21 protein-coding genes, 1 pseudogene and 2 riboswitches are annotated in these 23,915 nt (G+C 47.1%); of the genes and pseudogenes, 16 read left to right on the plus strand and 6 right to left on the minus strand.

Features of this window, described 5'->3' with window-relative positions:
* Window positions 1–9: 9 nt before the first annotated feature.
* The 5 genes from Q9R36_RS16970 to prfB all read left to right on the plus strand — a co-directional run bounded on the left by Q9R36_RS16970 (window position 10) and on the right by prfB (window position 7,517).
* Window positions 10–852 (plus strand): DUF1028 domain-containing protein, encoded by an 843-nt coding sequence (locus tag Q9R36_RS16970; RefSeq protein WP_311225593.1) that lies wholly within the window; start codon window positions 10–12, stop codon window positions 850–852.
* Between the two features lie 96 nt (window positions 853–948).
* Complete coding sequence (locus tag Q9R36_RS16975) at window positions 949–2,853, plus strand: YecA family protein (protein WP_311225594.1); 1,905 nt, start codon at window positions 949–951, stop codon at window positions 2,851–2,853.
* A 15-nt stretch (window positions 2,854–2,868) separates the two neighbouring features.
* Window positions 2,869–3,153, plus strand: a complete 285-nt coding sequence (locus tag Q9R36_RS16980) for a hypothetical protein (RefSeq protein ID WP_148949662.1) — start codon at window positions 2,869–2,871, stop codon at window positions 3,151–3,153.
* 650 nt (window positions 3,154–3,803) lie between these two features.
* Entirely contained in the window at window positions 3,804–6,317 is a 2,514-nt protein-coding gene (gene secA / locus Q9R36_RS16985; RefSeq protein WP_311225595.1) for a preprotein translocase subunit SecA, read from the plus strand.
* Between the two features lie 95 nt (window positions 6,318–6,412).
* Window positions 6,413–7,517, plus strand: a protein-coding gene (gene prfB, locus Q9R36_RS16990; RefSeq protein WP_311225596.1) for a peptide chain release factor 2 whose coding sequence is annotated in 2 segments (ribosomal slippage) — window positions 6,413–6,484 and window positions 6,486–7,517 — 1,104 coding nt in all. Because the reading frame shifts where the segments join, the coding sequence is not laid out codon by codon here.
* 89 nt (window positions 7,518–7,606) lie between these two features.
* Here prfB and Q9R36_RS16995 read toward each other — a convergent pair.
* Window positions 7,607–8,128, minus strand: coding sequence for a hypothetical protein (locus Q9R36_RS16995; RefSeq protein ID WP_311225597.1), 522 nt, complete (start codon window positions 8,126–8,128; stop codon window positions 7,607–7,609).
* A 292-nt stretch (window positions 8,129–8,420) separates the two neighbouring features.
* Between Q9R36_RS16995 and Q9R36_RS17000 the strand changes: the two genes are divergently transcribed.
* The 5 genes from Q9R36_RS17000 (at window position 8,421) to Q9R36_RS17020 (ending at window position 13,091) form a co-directional block, all read left to right on the plus strand.
* Entirely contained in the window at window positions 8,421–9,293 is an 873-nt protein-coding gene (locus tag Q9R36_RS17000; protein ID WP_180827294.1) for a YitT family protein, read from the plus strand.
* A gap of 45 nt (window positions 9,294–9,338) precedes the next feature.
* Complete coding sequence (cccB, locus tag Q9R36_RS17005) at window positions 9,339–9,656, plus strand: cytochrome c551 (RefSeq protein ID WP_009793010.1); 318 nt, start codon at window positions 9,339–9,341, stop codon at window positions 9,654–9,656.
* 342 nt (window positions 9,657–9,998) lie between these two features.
* Complete coding sequence (gene ftsE / locus Q9R36_RS17010; protein ID WP_022544395.1) at window positions 9,999–10,685, plus strand: cell division ATP-binding protein FtsE; 687 nt, start codon at window positions 9,999–10,001, stop codon at window positions 10,683–10,685.
* Window positions 10,675–11,568 carry a permease-like cell division protein FtsX gene (ftsX, locus tag Q9R36_RS17015; protein WP_022544394.1) on the plus strand — a complete coding sequence of 298 codons (894 nt, stop codon included), beginning with the start codon at window positions 10,675–10,677 and terminating at the stop codon, window positions 11,566–11,568. The genes ftsE and ftsX overlap by 11 nt, the downstream gene beginning before the upstream one ends.
* A 164-nt stretch (window positions 11,569–11,732) precedes the next feature.
* Window positions 11,733–13,091: a murein hydrolase activator EnvC family protein gene (locus tag Q9R36_RS17020; protein ID WP_311225598.1), complete on the plus strand. Its 1,359-nt coding sequence runs from the start codon at window positions 11,733–11,735 to the stop codon at window positions 13,089–13,091.
* 52 nt (window positions 13,092–13,143) lie between these two features.
* On the opposite strand, the gene Q9R36_RS17025 is transcribed toward Q9R36_RS17020, so the two are convergent.
* Complete coding sequence (locus tag Q9R36_RS17025; RefSeq protein WP_311225599.1) at window positions 13,144–14,181, minus strand: STAS domain-containing protein; 1,038 nt, start codon at window positions 14,179–14,181, stop codon at window positions 13,144–13,146.
* Window positions 14,182–14,375: 194 nt separating this feature from the next.
* On the opposite strand from Q9R36_RS17025, the gene Q9R36_RS17030 reads away from it, so the two are divergent.
* The 3 genes from Q9R36_RS17030 (at window position 14,376) to Q9R36_RS17040 (ending at window position 18,291) form a co-directional block, all read left to right on the plus strand.
* Entirely contained in the window at window positions 14,376–15,830 is a 1,455-nt protein-coding gene (locus Q9R36_RS17030) for a S41 family peptidase (protein ID WP_311225600.1), read from the plus strand.
* 163 nt (window positions 15,831–15,993) lie between these two features.
* On the plus strand, window positions 15,994–17,187 hold the full coding sequence (locus tag Q9R36_RS17035; protein WP_224949641.1) for a PDZ domain-containing protein: 1,194 nt from the start codon (window positions 15,994–15,996) through the stop codon (window positions 17,185–17,187).
* A gap of 120 nt (window positions 17,188–17,307) precedes the next feature.
* Complete coding sequence (locus Q9R36_RS17040; protein WP_311225601.1) at window positions 17,308–18,291, plus strand: Gfo/Idh/MocA family protein; 984 nt, start codon at window positions 17,308–17,310, stop codon at window positions 18,289–18,291.
* A gap of 19 nt (window positions 18,292–18,310) precedes the next feature.
* On the opposite strand, the gene Q9R36_RS17045 is transcribed toward Q9R36_RS17040, so the two are convergent.
* Window positions 18,311–18,607, minus strand: coding sequence for a hypothetical protein (locus Q9R36_RS17045; protein WP_009793018.1), 297 nt, complete (start codon window positions 18,605–18,607; stop codon window positions 18,311–18,313).
* A 161-nt stretch (window positions 18,608–18,768) separates the two neighbouring features.
* On the opposite strand from Q9R36_RS17045, the gene Q9R36_RS17050 reads away from it, so the two are divergent.
* The 3 genes from Q9R36_RS17050 (at window position 18,769) to Q9R36_RS17060 (ending at window position 20,278) form a co-directional block, all read left to right on the plus strand.
* Window positions 18,769–19,221 carry a GNAT family N-acetyltransferase gene (locus tag Q9R36_RS17050; protein ID WP_311225602.1) on the plus strand — a complete coding sequence of 151 codons (453 nt, stop codon included), beginning with the start codon at window positions 18,769–18,771 and terminating at the stop codon, window positions 19,219–19,221.
* Window positions 19,222–19,308: 87 nt separating this feature from the next.
* Entirely contained in the window at window positions 19,309–20,082 is a 774-nt protein-coding gene (locus Q9R36_RS17055) for a class I SAM-dependent methyltransferase (protein WP_306009908.1), read from the plus strand.
* Between the two features lie 55 nt (window positions 20,083–20,137).
* Window positions 20,138–20,278 carry a hypothetical protein gene (locus Q9R36_RS17060; RefSeq protein ID WP_306009907.1) on the plus strand — a complete coding sequence of 47 codons (141 nt, stop codon included), beginning with the start codon at window positions 20,138–20,140 and terminating at the stop codon, window positions 20,276–20,278.
* A gap of 61 nt (window positions 20,279–20,339) precedes the next feature.
* On the opposite strand, the gene Q9R36_RS26165 is transcribed toward Q9R36_RS17060, so the two are convergent.
* The 3 genes and pseudogenes from Q9R36_RS26165 to Q9R36_RS17070 all read right to left on the minus strand — a co-directional run bounded on the left by Q9R36_RS26165 (window position 20,340) and on the right by Q9R36_RS17070 (window position 23,235).
* A complete protein-coding gene (locus Q9R36_RS26165) occupies window positions 20,340–21,107 on the minus strand; it encodes a methyl-accepting chemotaxis protein (protein ID WP_374703157.1) in 768 nt (255 codons plus the stop codon).
* A pseudogene (locus tag Q9R36_RS26170) lies at window positions 21,102–21,656 on the minus strand (protoglobin family protein); the annotation flags it as partial. The pseudogene Q9R36_RS26170 and the gene Q9R36_RS26165, both read right to left, overlap by 6 nt.
* A 151-nt stretch (window positions 21,657–21,807) precedes the next feature.
* Complete coding sequence (locus Q9R36_RS17070) at window positions 21,808–23,235, minus strand: PAS domain-containing sensor histidine kinase (RefSeq protein ID WP_022544390.1); 1,428 nt, start codon at window positions 23,233–23,235, stop codon at window positions 21,808–21,810.
* A 323-nt stretch (window positions 23,236–23,558) separates the two neighbouring features.
* Window positions 23,559–23,658: riboswitch (SAM riboswitch) on the plus strand.
* 127 nt (window positions 23,659–23,785) lie between these two features.
* Window positions 23,786–23,888: riboswitch (SAM riboswitch) on the plus strand.
* Window positions 23,889–23,915: the final 27 nt, after the last annotated feature.

The following is a 23,915-nucleotide window of genomic DNA, read 5'->3' on the forward strand; positions in this document are numbered from 1 at the left end:
GAATAGAATATGACATTTTCAATCGTTGGCTATGATCCGGAGGAAAAGGAATGGGGGATTGCGGTCCAATCCAAATTTTTAGGTGTTGGTGCGGTCGTGCCCTTTGCGAAGGCAGGCGTTGGTGCAGTGGCGACGCAGTCTTATGCCAATACAGCTTACGGTCCACAGGCATTAGAATTAATGGAGCAGGGAAAGACTGCCCAGGAGGCGCTTGATCTTATTACAGCCGAAGACCCTGACAAGGAACTGCGCCAGGTCGGAATCGTTGATTTTGAGGGAAACGGGGCGACTTTTACTGGAAACGGCTGCTATGACTGGGCTGGCGGGACTGCAGGCAAGTTTTTCGCAGCACAGGGCAATATTTTAGTAGATGAAAATACAGTAAAGGCGATGGCTGATACTTTTACCAGCAGTGAAGGCAACCTGGCTGAGCGTCTGCTTGCCTCTCTTAACGCCGGCCAGGAAGCGGGCGGGGACAGCCGCGGCCAGCAGTCAGCAGCTCTATTGGTGGTAAAAGAAAAGGGAGGGTATGGCGGCTTTAATGACCGCTATATCGATCTGCGTGTCGATGACCATCCTGACCCGATCACGGAACTGATCCGAATCTACCATCTGCAGCAGCTTTATTTTGCACCAAGCAAAGAGGGCAGGGTCGCTGACATTGAAGGAGATGTCGAGGCAGAATTGGGCAGCCAGCTGGTGAGGCTCGGCTATCTGGAAGAAAAGGCATCCGGCGGGGAGTTATACAAAGCGCTGAAAACCTATATCCATACAGAAAACTTCGAAGAGCGCGAGCAGGATGAATGGAAGATAGATCTGGATATACTGGAATATATGAAGAAACAAGAATAGCAGCTGCCGTTTGGCGGCTGTTTTTTATAAGTGGTTTCAATTATGCAGGGATTATGCTAAAAAGGAGATAGAATGAATGTCCGGAAGGAGAGATTGATGTTGAGCGGAAGAGTCAATCGGAATGATCCTTGTCCATGCGGCAGCGGAAAAAAATATAAAAAATGCTGCGGCAGCAAGGATGTAATTGTGATATCGGACAGGATGGAAGGGGAAATCATTGCTCTCCAGGGAGAAGCGATTGAATTTGCCAAGCATGTATACGGAGAACTGCTTCAGGAGTCTTTCGAATTAGAGGATCTTCCATACTTTGATAAGGAAGAGCGGGACTTTTATGAATTTGTCCATATGTTCTGGTTCACAGCTTTTGGGGAGCTCGATTCCGGGGAGAGGATCATGGATTTATTTATAGAAGAAATGCTCCCTGTATTGAAGAATTCCTACCTGAAGGATATCCTGCAAAAATGGGACAAGCCGTTTGCCTTTGCCGGTGTTATTAAGGAGCGGGCCGATAACAAGCTTCTGATTGAGGATGCGCTGAGCGGACAAGCTTTTACAGTGACGATCCTTGAATCTTACAGAGACATAGAGGCTGGCTGCTTTGCATTCGCTATGCTGCTTCCTTATCTGGATCATCACGTATTTTTCCCGGCGCCATTTGACTTGGACGGGAAATTCAATGATTCATACAATGATTTTCTTTTAAAAGAATATAGGGACACCCGGATGGAGGATCCGCAGGAATTTCTGCAGGAGTTTTTCCTTGAGCTGATGGAAGAAGCGCCAAGGGCTGCTGCTATGAGTGCTTATGAGTGGCCGAATGAAGGGGCCGCGGAGGTTGCTGATTTATTTTCGGAAGATATGGAGCAGGAAGGCGAGGACAGCTTGATCATTGAGCTGGGGATTACCCTCTGGATGAAGTATATCGAGAAAACCGGCAAGAAGCCGAAGAAGGCCGGGATTTATGTGGCGGGCCTCCGCTATCTTGTCGGCACTCTGGCCAATCCGTCAGGCCCTGCGTATACGCAAAAACAGCTGGGAACCCTCTACGGTGTTTCTGCAGCCAGTATCTCGAATGCTTATGGGGAAATCTATCATGCGATTGAGGAAGTGCTGGAGGAGATTTCACACATTGAGCTCCAGGAGCCGGCTTCCCTGATGGAATCAGAGATGATGATTCATGATTTGATGGGGCTTGTCGGGGAGCAGGAGTTCGAGAACGAAGAGGAATTGGATGTTTTCCTTCAGGGACTTTTGGATAAACCGCTGCCGAAAAAAGCTTCTGCCACGAATAAGGGGAAAGCTCAGGAGATCATGTATGAAGCATTCGAAGCTACAGGAGTAAAAAGATACAAGCTTGCCAAGGAAGCGCTTGAGCTGAATCCGCTCAATAGTGATGCCTATAATATCCTTGCCGAAAAGGAAGATCTCCCGGAAGCAGCTAAGCTGTTTAAAAAGGGGATGGACGCTGGACAGAAGGATCTCGGCAACGGCTTTTTCGAGGAAAACAAAGGCCACTTCTGGGGCTTGGTTGAAACGCGTCCATTTATGAGGGCTAAAGCCAATTATGCGCAGGCGCTTCATGCGCTTGGCAGTCTCCCGGAAGCGATTGGGCATTTTGAAGAGCTGCTGGAGCTGAATCCGTATGACAATCAGGGTATCAGGTATATGCTGTTCCCGGCTTACTGTGAGAGCAGGCAATATAAGAAAGCACGGAAGCTATTGGAAGCTTATCCGGAAGAAATGGCTGCAGGCCTCTTCAATCAGGTTCTGCTGGAGCTGCTGGAAAAAGGCTTTACAAGCGAAGCGGCTGTGCTGCGGAAGAAAGCAAAGAAGCAGAATCCATATGCAGCCGATTATCTTTCAGGGAAAAAGAAAATGCCGCGCGAGGTTCCAGACTATTACAGCTGGGGCGACAAAAATGAAGCCGTCACCTATGCGGATGGGCATCTTCACTTATGGCAGGAAATTCCCGGGATTCAGACATGGCTGCAAAATAACTAAAAAGGATGCGACATATTGAATACATTTTTCGGATGGCTGTTTAAAAAGAATTACCGCAATCTGAGCGACCTGGTCTCTCTAGGCGTGCTCCTGCTCTTAGTAAGATTGATTGACTTTGGCCCGGTGCGGGAAAATATCTATCTGCTGATTCCGGTGCTGGTCGTGCTATTTGTCCTGGTGAGGGTGCTGGAAACCATCACAGCTAAATTCCTTGGCGACCAGAATAAGAAGCTGGAGTACAGCACATTCGCTTTTTCGGTGCTGGGGATTGTGGTTGTTACGTCTTTGTTGAGGTTTTGAAATTGGGCCGGTGCTCCTTTGGTGGGATGCCGGTTTTTATTTTGAGTACTTCGGTTGTTGGTCTATTGTAAAAAATGTAAAAAGGAAAAATTATTGCTCTTTTTGGGGTGAATCAATGGGATTTTGGGTAGAATCCTTGAGGATTTGGGGAGAAAAAATTCAATTTTGGGCAGAAAAACTCTCATTCAGGAATAATCCGCATCGGGGAGGCTGGATTATTAAAGCAGGAACATGGTCTAGAACCCATTTATTTAAGATTCAGTTCAACATTGCAGTAAATATTGCTGCATACCTTGAGAACCACCACCCTCAGCGTGCACATTGACCCCAATATTCCATTGCCGCCAAAATAAATGTGTTCGAGATCCACCTGCAAATCTAGCAATAATCTACTTCACAAATCTCAAACTCCAAGCTCTCGCTGCAGCAGAACCCTGCCACACTTCGTGCACTTTCTCACAATTGTTGTCACTCTATAGAGGAAGTGGTAGAATTAAGGAGGAAACCTGCGATTTTTTTCAGGAGGAGATAGCTGCTGTGATAGCGAAAGGTACAGGAGCGGCAGTTGCCATAGAGGCTGCTGTTTATTTTTCATAAAAAGCTCTGAGGCCAATTGACGAGCCCATATCCAATATAAAGGAGCGTTTTTGATGCTTGGGATTTTAAACAAAGTGTTCGATCAAAATAAACGCGATTTAAAGAAACTGTCGAAGAAGGCGTATCAGATTGATGCCCTGGCTTCCACTATAGATAAACTGACTGATGACCAGCTGCGCGACAAGACGGCTGAATTTAAGATGCGCCTGGAAAAAGGCGAGACGCTTGATGACATCCTTGTCGAAGCATTTGCTGTTGTCCGCGAGGCTGCTAAGCGTGTGCTTGGCCTTTATCCTTATCCGGTCCAGCTGATGGGGGGCGTGTCCCTTCATGAGGGGAATATTTCCGAGATGAAAACCGGTGAAGGTAAAACGCTGACAGCAACCATGCCTGTGTACCTGAATGCCCTGGCAGGAAAAGGCGTGCATGTTGTAACGGTCAACGAATACCTGGCCAGCCGTGATGCGACGGAGATGGGCCGTCTCTATGAATTCTTGGGCCTCACTGTCGGACTGAATCTGAACGGACTTTCAAAAGAAGAAAAGCAGGCTGCTTATGCGGCAGATATCACTTACGGTACGAATAATGAGCTTGGCTTTGACTATCTGCGTGACAATATGGTCCTTTATAAAGAGCAGAAGGTCCAGCGCCCGCTGTATTATGCGGTAATCGATGAAGTCGACAGCATCCTGATCGATGAGGCGCGTACACCGCTCATCATTTCCGGGTCTGCACAAAAGTCTGCCCAGCTTTATATCCAGGCAAATGCTTTTGTCCGCAACCTGAAAAAAGAAGACGACTACACATATGATGAAAAAACAAAGGGAGTCCAGCTGACAGAGGACGGGATGACGAAGGCTGAGAAGGCTTTTGGCATCGAGAATCTGTTCGATATTTCCCATGTGGCGATCAACCACCATATCACACAGGCTCTGAAGGCGCATGCGAGCATGCATCTTGATGTCGATTATGTCGTTCAGGACGGCGAGATCGTCATCGTTGACCAGTTCACTGGCCGTCTGATGAAGGGGCGCCGCTACAGTGACGGTCTGCACCAGGCGATCGAAGCGAAAGAAGGCCTGGAAATCCAGAACGAAAGCATGACGCTTGCGACGATCACTTTCCAGAACTATTTCCGTATGTATGAAAAGCTGGCCGGTATGACAGGTACAGCGAAGACAGAGGAAGAGGAATTCCGCAATATTTACAATATGTATGTTACGGTCATCCCGACGAACAGGCCGATTGCCCGTGACGACCGTGCAGATTTGATTTATGCGAGCATGGACGGAAAGTTCCGCGCGGTGGTCGAGGATATCGCCGAGCGCAACCAGAAGGGCCAGCCTGTGCTTGTGGGTACGGTGGCCATCGAGACATCTGAAATCATTTCTAAATATTTGACGAAAAAAGGCATCCGCCACGATGTCCTGAATGCGAAAAACCATGAGCGCGAAGCGGAAATCATCGCACACGCCGGTGAAAAAGGCTCTGTTACCATCGCCACGAACATGGCGGGGCGCGGTACCGACATCAAGCTTGGCGAAGGCGTGAAGGAAGTCGGCGGCCTTGCGGTCATCGGTACGGAAAGGCATGAAAGCCGCCGGATCGACAACCAGCTCCGCGGACGTTCCGGACGCCAGGGAGATCCGGGTGTGACGCAGTTCTATCTTTCCATGGAAGATGAATTGATGCGCCGCTTCGGATCTGACAATATGAAATCAATGATGGAGCGCCTTGGCATGGATGACACTCAGCCGATCCAGAGCAAGATGGTATCAAGAGCGGTTGAATCTGCGCAGAAACGCGTGGAGGGCAATAACTTTGATGCGCGTAAGCAGCTTCTGTCATATGATGATGTATTGCGCCAGCAGCGTGAAATCCTTTATGCACAGCGGAATGAAGTGCTTGAGTCTGAAAACCTCCGCGAAATCGCCGAGAAAATGATCAGTGCTGCCCTGCAGCGCAATGTTGAGGCATTTGCCCCTGCTGTCGAGGATGAAGAGAACTGGAATCTGGAAGGCCTGATTGATTATGTGAACGGCAACCTTCTCAATGAAGGCGACCTTACTGTCAACGACCTGCGCGGCAAGGATACAGAAGAAATCTTTGAAGCCATCTATGCGAAGGTGAAAGAGCGCTATGATGAAAAAGAAGACATACTGGAAGAACAGATGCGCGAGTTTGAAAAAGTGGTAGTGCTCCGTGCTGTCGACAGTAAGTGGATCGACCATATCGATGCAATGGACCAGCTGCGCCAGGGGATCCATCTCCGCGCCTATGGCCAGATCGATCCGCTGCGCGAATACCAGCATGAAGGCTTTGCAATGTTTGAAAACATGATTGCCAGCATCGAAGAAGATGCGGCTAAGTATATCATGAAGGCAGAAATCCGCAATAACCTTCAGCGTGAAGAAGTGGCCAAAGGCCAGGCGGTCAACCCCAAGGAAAACGAGGGCGGTAAAGTAAAGAAAAAGCCGGCTGTAAAGCAATTGGATGTCGGACGCAATGACAGCTGCATCTGCGGAAGCGGCAAAAAGTACAAAAACTGCTGCGGCAAAGAAGCTTAAGTATAAGAAATGAAGAGGGCCGGTAAAGCTCGATCAGCTTTGCCTGCTCTCTTTTTCCTGATACACTGAAAAAAAACTATTTAGAGGTGACTGGAATGGAATTAGCAGACATTCGCAATGAGTTAGAGAGAACAGCTAAGGTATTAGCGGACTTCAGGGGGTCTCTTTGACTTAGAAAACAAAGAGGCGCGCATCGCCGAGCTTGATGAAGAAATGCTGCACCCGAACTTCTGGGATGACCAGAAAGCGGCGCAGGTTGTTATCAGTGAGTCGAATGCGCTTAAAGACCAGGTACATGAATTTCATGACCTGTTTGAAACGTTTGAAAACCTGGAGCTCACTTATGAGCTTGTGAAGGAAGAAAGCGACGAGGATCTCCAGAATGAGCTTGCCGAAGAGCTGACTGAGCTGACAAAGCGCCTTGCGCAATTCGAGCTGCAGCTTTTGCTGAGCGAGGAATATGATAAAAACAATGCCATCCTTGAATTCCACCCGGGAGCGGGCGGTACGGAATCACAGGACTGGGGCTCCATGCTGCTGCGCATGTACACACGCTGGGCAGAGAAAAAAGGCTTCAAGGTTGAGACACTTGATTATCTGCCAGGTGATGAGGCCGGGATCAAAAGCGTAACACTCGCGATCAAAGGGCATAATGCCTACGGCTATCTGAAGGCTGAAAAAGGCGTCCACCGCCTTGTCCGGATTTCGCCGTTCGATTCTTCAGGCCGCCGCCATACCTCTTTCGTTTCCTGTGAGGTGATGCCGGAGTTCAATGATGAAATCGAAATCGATATCCGTACAGAAGACCTGAAAATCGATACGTACCGGGCAAGCGGCGCCGGCGGACAGCATATCAATACAACCGATTCTGCTGTCCGGATCACCCACTTGCCGACAAATGTCGTGGTAACCTGCCAGACCGAGCGCTCCCAGATCAAGAACCGTGAACGCGCCATGAAAATGCTCCAGGCCAAGCTCTATCAAAAGAAAATCGAAGAGCAGGAGCAGGAGCTGCTGGAAATCCGCGGCGAGCAGAAGGAAATTGGCTGGGGAAGCCAGATCCGCTCATACGTATTCCATCCGTACAGCATGGTCAAGGACCACCGCACAAGCACGGAATCAGGAAACGTCCAGGGCGTGATGGACGGCGATCTCGATCCGTTCATCAATGCTTATCTGCGTTCAAGACTGAGCTTATAATATTGAAGGAAAAGCCTTTGCCGGAAATGGCAAAGGCTTTTTTATGCGGAATTATGTGTGAGGCCAGTGATGAGGTTTTCGGGAGGCTTCTATACTTTAATCGTCTTTTTCAGCTGGTTGATCTCCTTATCATGGACACCGGTTTTCTTGCTTAAGTACTCAATATCAATTTTTGCTGCGTTCAGTTCATTGGAAACAACCTGGTACAGCTTTTCATGATGATCAAGCTTTGTTTCAATATGTTTAAAATGGCTTCTCATTTCGGTGGTCAGATTGTCAAACCTTTCATCCACAGCATCGAGTCTTTTATCCACACTGTCAAATCTTTCATCCACACCATCAAATCTTTCATCCACACCATCAAATCTTTCATCCACACCATCAAATCTTTTATCGACACCGTCAAATCTTTCATTCACACCGTCAAATCTTTTATTCACATCGACAAATCTTTTATCCACTCCGTCAAATCTTTTATCCACTCCGTCAAATCTTTCATCCATCCCGTCGAGCCTTTTCTCCATTGCATTAAACCGGCTATTCATCTGTGATCCAAGATCCGCTATCTGCTCCTGCATGCTGACCAGGATTTGCTCGAGTGACTTCTCCATGTTTTTTCACCTCCTTTTCGACATTATACCACTTTTCTGTGTGCGGGAATCCTTTTTGTATATTTTTGTAAAAAGGATAAAAACTAAGTATAGCTTTAGTTTAGTTTATCTGAGTTCTGCAGTTCCATACACTTCCGCTCCACTCCTTTAATACGTCACTTTATTGGCATTTACAGCCTTTTTTCAACATGCTATACTCACTGTCGGCTATGAAAAGCCCATGAAAGAAAAAAAGTAAACAGGAAACTTTCGACAAATCTCGGGAGGTGCCTGTCACCAATAAAGGAGCAGGATGCAAGTGAGCAAGAGAAAGAGAGGCAGTACATATAACCCTGGGGCGGAGCGGGCGCTGGAGTATTTGTTTGTGCTGGTGGGATCCGGGATTGTGGCGGTGGCGTTCAATGTGTTTTTGCTGCCGAACCGGATTGCTTCCGGCGGAGTGAGCGGGATCAGTACGATATTGGACGCATTGGTTGGCTGGGAGCCGGCTTATGTGCAGTGGGCTTTTAATATTCCGCTGTTCATCGCAGGGCTGATATTCTTGGGCAGGCAGTTTGGGGCAAAGACCTTAGCGGGAACCATATTCCTGCCGCTTGTTGTTTTTTTGACGAGCCATGCAGACCCATGGACACAGGATCCGCTTCTTGGCGCCCTGTTCGGCGGAATCGGGGTCGGACTTGGGCTTGGGATTGTATTCCGCGGGAAGGCTTCAACGGGAGGCACTGATCTTGCGGCCCAGATCATCAATAAATATACAGGGCTGACCCTTGGGACATGTGTGGCCATCATTGATGGATTGATCGTCCTTTCTGCAGCGGTCATATTTGATATTGAAAGAGGTTTGTATGCACTTATTGCCCTTTACGTGACAACCAAGACGATCGATTTAATCCAGGTCGGCTTCAGCCGTTCGAAAATGGCCATGATCATTACGGACAATCAGGCAGCTGTCAGGGAAGGCATCTTGAATAAAATTGACCGCGGAGTGACAAAACTATCAGCATATGGCGGATATACCGACCATGAACGCCCTATACTGATGTGTGTTGTTGATCAGACGGAGTTCACTAAATTGAAACAACTCGTCAAGACCATAGATCCTCAAGCGTTTATTATAGTAATGGATGCATCTGAAGTGCTCGGCGAAGGCTTCAAACGTGCCTAGGCTTGCAGATGTCCGGAAATGATCCGGATATAGGAGGTATTTATAATGAAGAAGAAATTGATGATGATTTTTATGGGAGCTTCCTTAGTCCTTGCTGCGTGCGGCGGCGGGGAAGAAGCGAATGAAGGCAGTGAATCGGCAGGAGCGGGCGATCCGCAAAAAATGTTCACCCAGAAATGCTCAAGCTGCCATGGCGACAATCTGCAGGGCGGGGTTGGGCCGAGCCTTGAGAAGATCGGATCACAGCTTTCCCAGGAAGAAATTGAAAAGACGATTGCAGAAGGTAAAGGTGCCATGCCGCCAAGGCTTCTTGAAGGCGAGGATGCCGCTGCGGTGGCAGAATGGCTGGCAGCTAAGAAGTAAGAGGGAGAAACCGTTTCATCCTACTTTAGTAGGATGGCGGTTTTTTTAATTTATAAATATGAAGGTTTTTCCAATGTTTTTGTCGTATTTTAACAAATTACGATACCCGATTTTGGGTAAAAAGAACCGTTTTTTATACAAATGAAAAGAAACTGTAATATTTTTTTCCGTTATTTTGACAAAGTATGATGTTATAATGGGTTGAGTGAGAATACGAACAAGCTGCTTTTAGTAGTTTTGTGTTTAATTTTGTCACGATTTAATAAACACTGTTGTCGAATTGCTGTCGATTTCTAGCGAAAAGTTAATTCTATTCTTAACACTAAACTACAGGTGATATAAATGATCGAAATGCAAGACGTATATAAGAAGTATTCCAACGGAGTAACTGCTGCCAACGGGATAGACGTACGCATCAAGCAAGGAGAGTTTGTATATGTTGTAGGTCCGAGCGGAGCCGGCAAATCGACCTTCATCAAGATGATGTACAGGGAAGAGAGGCCCACATCCGGCACAATTACGATAAATGGCGTGAATCTTGAAAAGCTGAGGCCTAACAAAGTTCCGCTGCTCCGCCGAAACATCGGCGTTGTATTCCAGGATTTCAAGCTGCTTCCTACTTTGACAGTTTACGAGAATGTCGCATTTGCCCTTGAAGTTATCGAGGAGCAGCCAAAATATATTAAAAAACAGGTTATGGAAACCCTTGAGCTGGTCAATTTGAAGCATAAGGCGCGCATGCTGCCGACTGAATTGTCAGGCGGAGAGCAGCAGCGAGTATCCATTGCCCGCTCCATTGTAAATTCGCCGAAGGTAGTCATCGCCGACGAGCCTACCGGGAACCTTGATCCTGATACCTCATGGGAGATCATGAATATCTTTGATGAGATCAATACGAGGGGCACTACAGTCGTGATGGCGACGCACAACAAAGAAATCGTTAATACAATCAAGCATCGTGTAATTGCCATTGAAGGCGGAAAAATCATACGTGATGAGCAAAGGGGAGATTACGGTTATGAAAGCTAGAACCCTTCGCCGTCACATCAGGGAGAGTTTCAAGAGCCTCGGCCGGAACGGATGGATGACTTTTGCCTCCGCCAGTGCGGTAACGGTCACTCTCATCCTGGTAGGTGTGTTTTTCGTTATTATGATGAATCTTAATCAAGTGGCTACAACCATTGAAGAGGACGTGGAAATCCGCGTTCACATCGATATTGCTGCAAATGAGCAGGATCAGCAGGTTTTACGGAGTAAGATTGAACAGATACCCGAAGTGGGGAGTGTCGAATATTCAGCCAAGGAAGAAGAATTGACCAATCTGATAGATAGTCTTGGAGATGAAGGCCAGGCCTTCAAACTTTTTGAACAGGACAATCCGCTGAACGATGTATTTATCGTAAAAACGAAAAACCCGGAAGATACAATGAAGACGGCAGAAAAGATCGAGAAGCTGCAGTATGCCACAAAGGTTAAATACGGACAGGGACAGGTTGAGAAGCTGTTCGGCTTTATCAATACAAGCCGGAATGTCGGTCTTGTCCTGGTAGTGGGCCTTCTGTTCACCGCCATGTTCCTGATCTCGAATACGATTAAAATTACAATTGTAGCAAGAAGAAGAGAAATTGAGATTATGAAGCTGGTAGGGGCGACCAATGCCTTTATACGCTGGCCGTTCTTCCTTGAAGGGCTGTGGCTGGGCGTGCTGGGGTCGATCCTGCCGATCGTGCTGGTTGCAACCACTTATAATTATGCCTATGATTATATCTCGCCAAGGCTTCAGGGCCATTTCATCCAGCTGCTGGAATTCAATCCATTTGTCTACCAGGTTTCCGCACTCCTCATTCTGATGGGAGCATTGATCGGAGTCTGGGGCAGCCTGATGAGTGTCCGCAAATTCCTTAAAGTATAAGTATAAAAGAAAAGATGCATGGAAGGGCCCTGCAGGGGGGAACCATACTCCGGGCCCTTTATGCGTCATAGAATAGACGTATGAATAGTATGAAAAGTTTCAAAAACATATAGAAGACGATCTAACCCGTACATATGGCCCCATTGGAAAGGAGAAATCGGAACTTGAAAAAATCAATAGCGGCGTTTTCTGTTGCCACGGCAGTCGGCCTGGGAAGCATCTTTGGAGGCATCCCTGCCAGCCAGGCATCAGCGAGCAAAATCAGTGATCTGGAAAGCAAGAAAAATCAAATTCAGGAGCAGCGCTCCGGTAATGACAGCAAGATTAACAGCGCAGATTCAGAGATTAATAGACTTCAGGGTGAGCAGGATCAGGTGAGCAAGGAGATTGAGCGCCTGAGCCTGTCCATCTCCGATACAGAAACGAAAATCAAGGAAAAAACAGAGCAGATTGCAGCAACGAAAGAAGAAATAGAGAAACTTAAGGCAGAGATCGTTGTCATCACTGACCGCATCAACAAGCGGAACGAAATGCTGAAGGACCGCGCCCGCTCCTTCCAGGAAAATGGCGGGATGGTCAGCTATCTGGATGTCCTGATGGGAGCACAGAACTTCAGCGATTTCATTGACCGTGTAGGAGCAGTCGCTACGATTGTTGAAGCAGACCAGGATATCCTGCGCGAGCATGAGGCAGACAAAAAGCTTCTTGAAGAGACTCAGGCAAAGGTGGAAAGTGAGCTTTCTTCCCTGGAGAAGATGCGCACCGACCTTGAGAGCATGAAAAAGCAGCTGAATGCACAGAAGGCTGAAAAGAACAAGCTGATGGCCAGCTTAAAGAATCAGGAAGAACACAAGCATGCTGAAAAGCTGAACCTTGAAGAAGAAAATGAACTGCTTGCTGCCCAGGAAGCTGCCATCAAGCAGGCAATAGAGCTTGAGAAAAAGCACCAGGCAGAATTGGCAAGGCAGGCTGAGCTTGAGCGTCAAAGACGTGCGGCTGCAGCAGCGGCTGCCAAGAAAAACAGCTCATCAGGAAGTAGTAGTAGTAGTAGTAGTAGTAGTAGTAATAGCAGCAATAGCGGCGGTGGAGGCGGCGGCCCAGTATCATCCGCACCTTCGATTTCGGGAGGCAACTTTACGAAGCCTGCTGCAGGGGTTGTGACATCAGGACTTGGACAGCGCTGGGGAACCTTCCATGCGGGTGTTGATATTGCTAAGAGCGGGACAGTTCCAATCGTAGCAGCTGCAGATGGTGTTGTCATCAGATCTTATTTCTCCAGCAGCTATGGCAATGCTGTATTCATCGCCCATTCCATTGACGGACAAGTCTACACGACAGTATATGCTCACATGAGCAGCCGCTCAATCGGCACTGGAGCGACTGTCTCAAAAGGACAACAGATCGGGATCATGGGCAACACCGGTGATTCACAAGGACAGCATCTGCACTTCGAACTGCACAGAGGCCCTTGGAACGCATCTAAATCCAATGCAATCAATCCGATCGGGATCGTACCGATGTAATAAAAAAGGAAGAAGCTTAGATGCTTCTTCCTTTTTTTTATCTGCAAAAAGATCAGTCAGTCTTTTTTACAGGTGCAATCTCAAGCCCTTCCATGCTCAGTGCCTCATTGATGGCATGCTTGAGTGTGGCAAAACAGTGCTGGTCATTCAGCGTGATATTCCGCTCGGTCAGCTGGATGCTGATCTGCGGGGAGATGCCTACAATGAAAGGCTTAACCCCCATCAGGGTGGTTGTTTTTGTCAGATTATTTATTAGCTCCAGAATATAGTCATCAACTGAGTTGATGCCCGTAATATCCACAATCAGTGTAGAGGGCTTATGAAGCAAAAGGCCGGAAAGAACCTTTTCGATGAGCTGTGATGAACGGTTCTCCTCAAATTTGCCCATTAAAGGAAGGACTGTAATGCCATCTATTACGGGGATAAGCGGAGAAGACAGATCATTCACCAGCTCGCTCAATTCTCTTGTACGCTGATCGACTTTTCTTTCCAGCTCGAGAATTGCCTGCTGCTCTTTCTTTCGGATGCTGTCATGGATATTGTCCTTTGGAGTGATTTGAGAAGGGAAATAGCTGATTTCCGTATAGGTGCTTCCTTCAAAGGTGCTCGCTGTGATTTCATACCAGATGCTTGTAGCGAAAAGGCCTGACAGCACTCCTGCCCAGTGGCCAGGAATGAAGGCTCCTGCCGTGCTTTTTCCCTGGGCGCGGATGACCCTTTCTTCCCAATCATTTTTCAGCCGGAGTGCAGCCGTTCTTTTATCCATGGAATATTCGGTAATTTCCACCTGCCCCCATCCGGCACTGCTATAAAGCGGCGGAAGATATTCAATGATTGCTTCTACACTTTTGCCTGTGCTTTTATAAAATCTGCTTACATCCTCACCGGTCCTGTAGCCTGCTGTTTCAAGCACGAGCCTGGCGGAATCGTCTCCAGCTATTTCTTCAATTGTATTCATAAAGGTTTTCAGGGCTGTTTTGGTCCAAAGGAGAATAGCATCATCCCCTTCAAAATCAAGGGAACCGCTGCTTTCATTCCATTGGATGGTCGTTTGCCCGATTTTATACTCATTATTAGTCTTCTCCTCCAAAAACCTTTCCTCCTTCAGCCAGCAAGTTATTCATAAACTTCGTTACCATTTTACCCTTTAGCGGGGGTGAATACCAATAAAAAGGGAAAGAATGCGATTTAAATCTAAGGGGAAAGTGGATTCCATCATAACCTGTCCCTATCTTTCATATAGTGAAGTATCAAGCTTAACAGGCTTATGAAAGGAAGATACCTATGAATCGAAGAGTGATCGCTTTTTTTATGGCCGGATCACTGCTGGCCGGATCGGGAGGAACGTATGCAGGGATGCAGTGGTTCTATCATTCGCAAAAAGAGGCCGGCCTTGAGCCTAAAGCCGGGCTGGAGGGCAAGGAAGATCCAGGCAGCGGAGCACCCGAGGAGCTCGGGAAGGTAGGCCAGGCGTATGAGCTGATCCTCGGAAGCTATGTAGAGAAGGTAGAGGGAGAGCAGCTGGCAGAAGGGGCCATCCAGGGGATGCTTTCAACATTGGATGATCCTTATTCGGTATATATGAACGAGGAAACGGCCAGGCAATTCAATGAAACACTGGAGTCATCGTTTGAAGGGATCGGAGCGGAAGTAAGCATGGTAGATGGCAAGGTGATCATTGTATCTCCATTTAAAGATTCACCAGCAGAAAAAGCCGGCCTGAAGCCGAACGACCAGATCCTGAAGGTGGATGGTGAAAGCGTTGATGGCCTTGATTTATATGAAGCCACTTTGAAAATCCGCGGTGAAAAAGGAACCAATGTTATGCTGGAAATACGGAGGCAGGGCCTTCAGGAGCCGCTTTCGGTAAAGGTGAAAAGAGATGAAATTCCGCAGATTACTGTCTATGCGGAAATGAAAGAAGAAAACGATAAAAGAATCGGACATATTGAAATTACGACTTTTTCAGAGGATACAGCAAAGGAATTCACCAGGGAGCTGAAAAAGCTTGAGAAAGAGGGACTGGATGGACTGATCATTGATGTGCGCGGCAATCCGGGGGGACTGCTGTCCAGCGTCGAGGAAATTCTGAAAGGTCTTGTTACTAAAGAAAAGCCGTATGTTCAGATTCAAAAAAGAAACGGAGATAAAACAAGATATTTCTCAGAGCTTGAGAAAGAAAAAGACTATCCGGTAGCCGTTTTGATTGATAAAGGCAGTGCATCTGCGTCTGAAATTCTTGCCGGAGCGCTGGAGGAAGGGGCAGGCTACCCGCTCATCGGAGAATCCACCTTTGGAAAAGGGACCGTCCAGCAGCCCGTTCCGATGGGAGATGGAAGCAATATTAAACTGACATTGTTTAAATGGCTTACGCCGGATGGAAATTGGATTCATAGGAAAGGGATCAAGCCGACGATTGAAGTCGTCCAGCCGGAAATCTTCCATACCCACCCGCTTAATCTGGAAAAGCCGCTTGTGCTGGATATGAATAATGAGCAGGTCAAAAATGCACAGATCATGCTTGATGGACTCGGGCTGTCGCCAGGCCGGAAGGACGGCTATTTCAGTGAAGCGACCGAAACGGCGGTCAAAGCCTTCCAGCAGCATCAGGGACTGGAGGCAACAGGCAAGGTTGACAGCAAAACTGCTGCCGCGCTTGAGCAGGCTATCATCGCGGAAACCAAGAAAGAAGAAAATGATATTCAGCTGCAGGCCGCTATCCGCTATCTAAGCAGGTGACCGCAGAGCGGTGACAGGCACCTCCCAATTTTTGTCGAATTTATCAAAGGGCAGCAGGCATCAGTAATATTCGCCATATCGAATATAACAGGTGCCTGCTGCCCTGTTTTTTTGATAGAATAGAAGTAATAGAAACTTTTATACTAGAGGTTGGTGGGAGGATTTGATTCAGGAGTGGCTTTTGGAGCTGGCAAAGGGTGCGGGAAAGCTTTTGCTGAATCCCGTGTTTTATTATCTGTTCTTTTTAGCGGCGCTGCTTGGGGTTTCCAGAGTGAAGCGAGAGCGCAAGAATTTTCATATCAGGGTGGAAAATGCTTACTTTGAGCTTCGCCAGCTGATCCCTGCTGGACTTGCAGCAGGTCTGGTTCTTTCCGTGATTACTCTGGGAACCGGCATGGTGATCCCGATAGAGCTTGTGTGGCTGACAGCTGCATTCACCATTCTTTGGAGTCTGACAGGAAAGGTACGGCTGCTTGCCCCGGCTTACACAGTGGGCGCAGCATTTTTCGCAAGCATTTATATCATCGACAGGGGTTTTAGTATCCCGCTCATTAAAGGGACAGGCAATTGGACGGCGGAGATGCTGTTCCCCGCAGGTGCATCTCTGCTCGCTCTTCTGATGATTGGTGAAGCTTACCTAATTCTGCGGAACGGCGGCCGGGCAACGTCTCCGAAGCTCATTAAAAGCAAGAGGGGACAGACCATCGGTGTCCATGAAACGAAAAGGCTTTGGCTGCTTCCGTTATTTTTGCTTATCCCTGGTGATGCAATCTCTGGGTTGTTTGGCTGGTGGCCGCTGTTTTCCATAGGAGACAGCTCTTATGCAATCATCTTAGTTCCATTTTCAGTTGGGTTCTCTCAACAGGTTCAGGGCATGCTGCCGGATACGGCTGCCAAGCGGACAGGCAGAAGGCTGCTGGTCTTCTCTATCATCCTACTCCTGCTTTCGGCAGCAGGCTATTGGTATCCGCTGGCATCGATCGGGGTTGCTGCACTGGCTGTGATTGGAAGGGAATTTATCACATACCGCCAAAAGGTATATGACAGGAACCAGTCTTTCTTTTTCTCGAGAAGGAACGAGGGCCTTGTTGTTCTAGGAGTGAAGCCTGGCACGCCCGCAGAATCGATGGGCCTTAAAACTGGTGAACTGGTTTCAAAGGTGAATGGACTGAAGGTTCACGATGAAAATGATTTATACAATGCCCTTCAGCGCAACGGAGCCCACTGCAAATTGGAAGTATTCGACGTCAATGGACAGATCCGCTTTGTCCAGAAGGCATTATATGAAGGCGACCATCATGAGCTCGGCATTCTGTTTGTGCAGGATGAATGGAAGAAAGATGAGCGGGCCGTTTGATGGCCAAATAAAAAGCCGGCTGCAATTTTAACGCAGCCGGCTTTTTTGCATAGACTCCATTCTCCCTGCTGGTATACACTGGAATTAGTTTATCAAAAAAAGAAAAGGGGTGTCCTGCTCATGGTCAAATTCGGCGTCATCGGTACAAACTGGATCACGGAAAAATTAGTTCTTGCCGGGAAAGAGCTGGAGGATTTTCAGCTGGCAGCAGTCTATTCAAGAACACGGGATAAAGGCGAGAGGTTCGCAGAGAAATTTGGTGCAGAGCATATATTCACAGATTTAGAGGATATGGCCAAAAGCGAAGTGATTGATGCGCTGTATATTGCAAGCCCGAATTCGCTTCACAGCGGTCAGGCAGAGCTGTTTTTGCGAAATGGGAAGCATGTGCTTTGTGAAAAGCCGGCAGCTTCAAATACGGCTGAGCTGAAAAGGATGATCCAGACTGCTAAAGAACATCATGTGCTGTTCATGGAAGCGATGAAAACGACATTCTATCCGAACTTCCAGCAGATCAGGGAGCATTTGCCGAGAATCGGGAAGGTGAGGCAATATTTCGCCCACTATTGCCAGTATGACTCCAGGTACGAAGATTACAAGGCAGGAAGGCAGGCGAATGCCTTTGATCCGAAGCTGTCGAACGGCGCTTTAATGGATGTCGGCGTGTATGCGATCTTTCCGATGCTGGTTCTTTTCGGTAAGCCGAAAAGCCTCCAGGCAAGCGGATTTCTGCTGGAAACCGGATCAGATGCGTCCGGAAGCATTGTGTTTACCTATGAAAATATGGATGCGGCTGTCCTTTTTTCAAAAATCACCGATTCCTCCCTGCCGGCCGAAATACAGGGTGAAAAAGGCTCAATAAAAATAGACCGGATTTCCACAATGGATGTAGTGGAGCTGCAGCTGCGCAATCAGGAGCCTGAAATCATCTCTGTTGCCCAGAATAATAACAGCCTTTTCTATGAGCTCCAGGAATTTATCCGCCTCGTAAAGGCGGGGGAAACAGAATCAGATATTAACACTTTCCAGAACAGCTTGCTGGTCATGGAAATGCTGGATGAAGCCAGAAAACAGATGGGCGTCGTATACCCGGCAGACCTTTGAAAAAGTCACTGGCGCCAGGTTACCCGGTTTGGCGTTCTCGGCCCAAAATGGCTATTAAAATATATTGAATATAACAGAGTTCATTCTGCCTCTTCTTGCGCATAAGGTAAAGCTGGTTGATCAGTTCATTAAGCTGGACCTTGCTCAGCTTGTCTAGCATAAGGCTGATGGCGCGGCCTTTGCTGATTTTCACCTCAGATTGTTCTGATGTTCTGATGCACATGTCCCGAAAAGGCGTGATATACATGGAGAGCAAATCTTTAATCTCATTGGTCGTCAGCATGCTTTCATAGGGGATTCCAGAAGTTTCTTTCATGGTTATTCCGCCTTTCTAAAAGAGGGATTTATTGTAATATACCCGATTATCTTTTAATAAAGAGGCGGTTTGGAATTCCTTTTTAAAAGGATGCTATTATCATAGGTCATATTGGCTAGCTTCCTCTAGCGGATTGGCAATGAAAGGGGGCAATAGGGAAAGTGGGAGATATCCAGGTTCTTAATATTAAAGACAGAAGGACAGCAGAAGAGGTCCTTGGCATCCAGATCCCAGCCTATAAAATAGAAGCTGAGATTATAGGCTTTGATGCTATCCCGCAGCTGTTTGATACAGCTGAAAGCTTGATGGCCTCCCGTGAAAGTTTTGTTGGAATGTGCCTGGATGGCAGGCTGGCCGGCGTTCTTGCTTATGAAGAGGATGAAAATTGGGTGGTCATCAGCCGTTTGACCGTTCATCCATCGTTTTTCCGGAGAGGGATTGCAAAGAGTTTGCTTGCTCATTTAACCAGTGAATTTACCGGCAGAAAATGGAGGGTACTGACCGGGAAGGGGAATATGCCAGCCCTTCAATTGTATATAAGTTTCGGGTTTAAAGAAAAAGGTGAGCTGGAGCCTGAACCAGGCGTGCAGCTGACGGTCCTGGAAAAAGAATAAGCAAAACCTATCACATACGATCGGAATTTCAATATTTTTCCTTTCATCACCCTGCCTTATAATAAAACTAATAAGGAGGGGATTCCAATGCCAATCAATTTTCACGATAAAATGAATCAGGATGCCTATTCTTCCCGGAAAGCTGACTCAACTTGGATAAAAACGGTTGGGAAAGAGTTTGATTTAAGGGGAAAAAGTGTTCTCGACATTGGATGTGGAGGGGGAATCTACTCAAGAGCTCTGGCCGATATGGGAGCCTCACATGTGACAGGACTGGATTTCTCACGGGAGCTGCTTGAGGCGGCAGACCGGGCTTCAGATGGTTATCCGCAAATAGAATTTGTGCATGGAAATGCGTACGAAACCACTTTGGAGGGAGATGCTTATGATATGGTGCTTGAAAGGGCTGTCATCCATCATCTCGACCGGCTTCCGGACGCCTTTGCTGAATGCTTCCGGGTGCTGCGCCCAGGCGGATTCTGCCTGATTCAGGACCGGACACCGGAGGACTGCCTGCTTCCTGGCAGCAGGACACATATCAGAGGGTTCTTTTTTGAAAAATTCCCGGAGTTGGCGGAGAAAGAGATATCCCGGAGATATAGCAGTTCAGCTGTACAATCGGCGCTGGAGGAGGCAGGGTTCTCATCCGTCAAAGAGATTTCCTTATGGGAAGTAAGGAAGACGTACAGCGATATCAGCGGTTTGCGCCATGATCTCCTTGAAAGGACAGGGCGCTCCATCCTTCATGAGCTGAATGACAGCGAGCTGGCAGAGCTCGTGGAGCATATTGAAAGCAGGCTGACAGATGCAGGGAAAATTACGGAGCAGGATTGCTGGACCATCTGGCTCGCTGTGAAATGACAAAGTAAACGTATTGCTGTAAAATATATACAAATAAAGGCGGGGGGGCGGTATTTTGAAATTCAGAATAAAGCGGAAGAAAGAAAAGAAAAAGAATAACAAGCTTGAAGCGATTGATGCTGCAATCGATCTGATAGAGCCGATATACCTTCTGTCCCGGTTTCTCATCCGTTCCCTATTTAAATTTGTGCAGTGAACAGAAAGCTATCAACATAAAAAAAGAGAAGCGGTGATGCCTATGCTTCTCTTTTGCATTTTTAAAAATTAGCCACTGTTAAGCTTAGTTCTTCAGCGGAATCGGATAATTTGGCAGCTGCACTGCTGATTTCGGAAAGAAGGCCGGTAAGAAGTTCGATGTCCTTTTCGATCTGGCGGCTTTTATCTTTGCTTTCTGTGCTTGCCGACAGGATTTCTTTGAAGACATTTCCTGTGTTTTCGATCTCTTTATTCCCGTTCACGACTATTCCATCAATGGTGCCAATCTGCGAAATCACCTCTGAAATCTGCCTGATTGTGCTGTTCAGCAGTGAGGTGATGTTAGAGGATGAGTCTTTTGTCTGTTCTGCCAGCTTTCTGACTTCATCGGCAACAACGGCAAATCCCTTTCCATGCTCGCCTGCCCTGGCCGCCTCAATGGCAGCATTAAGGGCGAGCAGATTGGTCTGGTCTGCAATGCTTGTAATCACGCCGGCAATCTCGCCGATCTGGTTCGAGGTTTTTTCCAGGCTGCTGATGGTGCTGGTAATTTCATTCACATTGCTTTTCAGCTCATGCATATTATCGACAACCCGATTCAGCTGGTCGCGGCCTTTGGATGAACGAGATTCCATTTCAGTCGAAGAAGCGGCGCCATCTTTTGCATTGCCGGATATCTGACGGGACTGATGCACAATCTGTTCTACAGAAGCGCCTGTCTGCTCTGACATGGCAGCCAGATTTTCAACGATTTCCCCGACATAGCTTTTCAGCTCGACCTTCGCTTGATTCTCCCTTTCGGCTGAGAATGCTTCCATCGTCTGCTGCATGATGGAAATGCATAGCTGGATTTCAAGATTGAAAATCTTCGCCATCGCAAAAGTCACGCGGCTTTGATCTTTCGATGACAGTTCCAGCTCCTGCAGGACAATTTCCAAGATGTTTTTCATAAGCAGCTGGTAAATGGACATATACCAGTGAATCTGCACCCCGATCTGCACATAAGCTTTTGCTGCTGTTCTGCGGCGTTCAACGAATTCGCCGTCAACTATGCCATTGAACAGACTGAGGATATACTGCTGGCTCATCTCTGTAGTCACGCCAATTTTCGAAATATCGGTTATTTTCCTGACATCCTCTTGTTCATAAGTGAGAAGTTTATTGTAAACGGCGCTGATATGCTTTTCGGCAATCGGGCGCACTGCCCGCAAAATAGCCAAATCTTCTTTTGTCAGGCCCATCACTTCAATCTGAAGCTTTAAATCCTGATCAAATTCAGTTTCCTGTACTGCATGTTCCAGTTCTTTCTGAATCAGGCTTTCAAGGTCAAACGATTTCGGTTTTGCTGTTTTCGTAAAAAGCACTTGAAACACTCCCATTTTCTATATCTATTATCCTGCTTTATATCGGCAATATAGGGGAAGTTTTTACTATTGTTTAAACAGAAGTACAATTGTTTTCAAGAAGGTCTGCAGCGAGAAGCTGGAGCAGAATCAAAAAAGCCCCGGGCAGGAACGCCGGAGGCTTCAATCAGACCACAGGAATCAGCAGTTTCACGATGGTTCCTTCATTTTCTTTGCTTGTTATATATATATTCCCGCCGTGGCTCTTAATGATCCGGTTGCAGATCATGAGCCCAAGGCCTGTCCCCTTTTCCTTCGTGCTGTAGAACGGTTCACCGAGCTTCGGCAGCCTTTCCTCGGGAATGCCGATCCCTTCATCCTTCACGCTGATCATCGCAAAGCTGTTATCCTGCCTGACCTCAATGCTGATTTTTCCGCCATGGGGCATGGCTTCAATTGAATTCTTGATCACATTGATAAGCACCTGCTTGATTTTATCGATTTCACAGCGGACGCTGATTTCAGATAGAGAGTATTTTACATCTATCATGATGTTATAGATAAGCGCCTGTGTGTTTAAAAGGGTGACGACGCTCTTGACTATATTCACCAGATTGGTTTCCTGAGCCTCTGTCACAACAGGCTTGGCGAGGACAAGGAGGTCATTGACGATTTCTTCAATCCGTTCGAGCTCGGAAAGGATTACATCTGCATATTTTTCTGTTTTACGCTCTGTAAGAAGCTGGGTAAAGCCTTTGATGGCGGTAAGGGGATTTCTGATTTCATGGGCGATTCCTGCGGCAAGCTGCCCGACGACAGAGAGCTTTTCTGCATTATGAAGCTTTTCTTCGGTCTTTTTCTGGCCGGTGACGTCTTTGATGATGATCTGGAAAAGCTTCCGGTTCTTAAAAACGGTGGGGATCAGCTGGATAGCGGCCTTCCGGGTGTTCCCGTCACTCCTGATGATATTCAATTCAAAAGAGACAGTCTGGTTCGCCTGGTAAAAATCCTTCAGATAGCCATGATCAGAAGGTGAAACATAGTCATACAAAGAAGCGCCTATAATTTCCTTGCTTGAAGTAAAGCCGAACACCTTCTTGCCTTCATCATTCATGTAGGTCCATATGCCTTTCTCGGTTGTCATGCCAATGGTATCCCTGCTGTATTCGACAAGGAAACGGTACTTTTCCTGGGTTTCCATGTTTTCTTCTTCCATATTGACGCGCTCGGTCATATCTCTTGATATGCACATAGCTTCCTGGCCGTCGCCGAGTGTGCTGATGCTGGTCTCCAGCCAGATATAATCGCCTTCCTTGCGGCGGAACCGGAATGAAATGCGTGAGCTGCTGCCCGGGGATAGCCCGCGGAATTCTTTTTTGAGGATTTCTTTATCTTGGGGGTGGCAGTAGGCCAGAATGCAGTCCTTGTACAGTTCCTCTTGTGAATAGCCCAAAAGGGTGCTGCAGGATGGGGAAACATATAAAAAGATGCCTTCTTTTGTATGCCTTGAAATCAGGTCTGCCGAATGCTTCAGAGCCAGTTCGAGATTCTTTGCTTCAACTTTGTCCACAAATAATTCAGATTGATAGTCTCTGTTTGTTGCAATCAAAACCATTCTCCCTCCCGGAATGCAGTTCAATTTGCTCTTTTCCACTATTATACAATAGACAAGCGGGCATAAATATAGGAGTAAACTCCCTCTTCTTGTGTGAAGTCTGGGGAGAATGTTGATAAGGGGAGGAAAAAATGTGGAAAACCTCCTTTATCCACAGCAGATGGAGTTTTATTTTTTCAAAACTCTACAAAAATAAGTAAGGGTTTTCAAAAATTGTGGATAAGAATTTTTATCCGAAAAATTTAAAAAAGGGTTTGACAGAACTTTGAAACGCGTGTAAAGTAAAAAACAATTAATCAAGCAAATAAACTTAATACGATAGCTTCTTATCCAGAGAGGTAGAGGGACTGGCCCTATGACACCTCGGCAGCGGACTGATGAACCGTGCCAATTCCAGCAGGCAGATTGCCTGAAAGATAAGAAGAGGACGAACGCCTATTATTCTGCCCTCTTCTTTTTGAAGAGGGCTTTCTTGTTTTCCGGAATAAAAGTGCGTGATGCTGCATAGCTATAGTGTTAAAACCAATTAATTTTATAGGAAAACCATAATTTCTTATCCAGAGAGGCAGAGGGACTGGCCCAATGAAGCCTCGGCAGCGGACTCTTATGAGTACTGTGCCAATTCCAGCAGGTGTGAGCCTGGGAGATAAGAAGAGCGAATGCTGATGATGCATGCCCTC

It is taken from the genome of Bacillus sp. AG4(2022) (assembly GCF_031844465.1).
In the GTDB taxonomy this organism is placed as follows: Bacteria; Bacillota; Bacilli; order Bacillales; family Cytobacillaceae; genus Bacillus_AB; species Bacillus_AB infantis.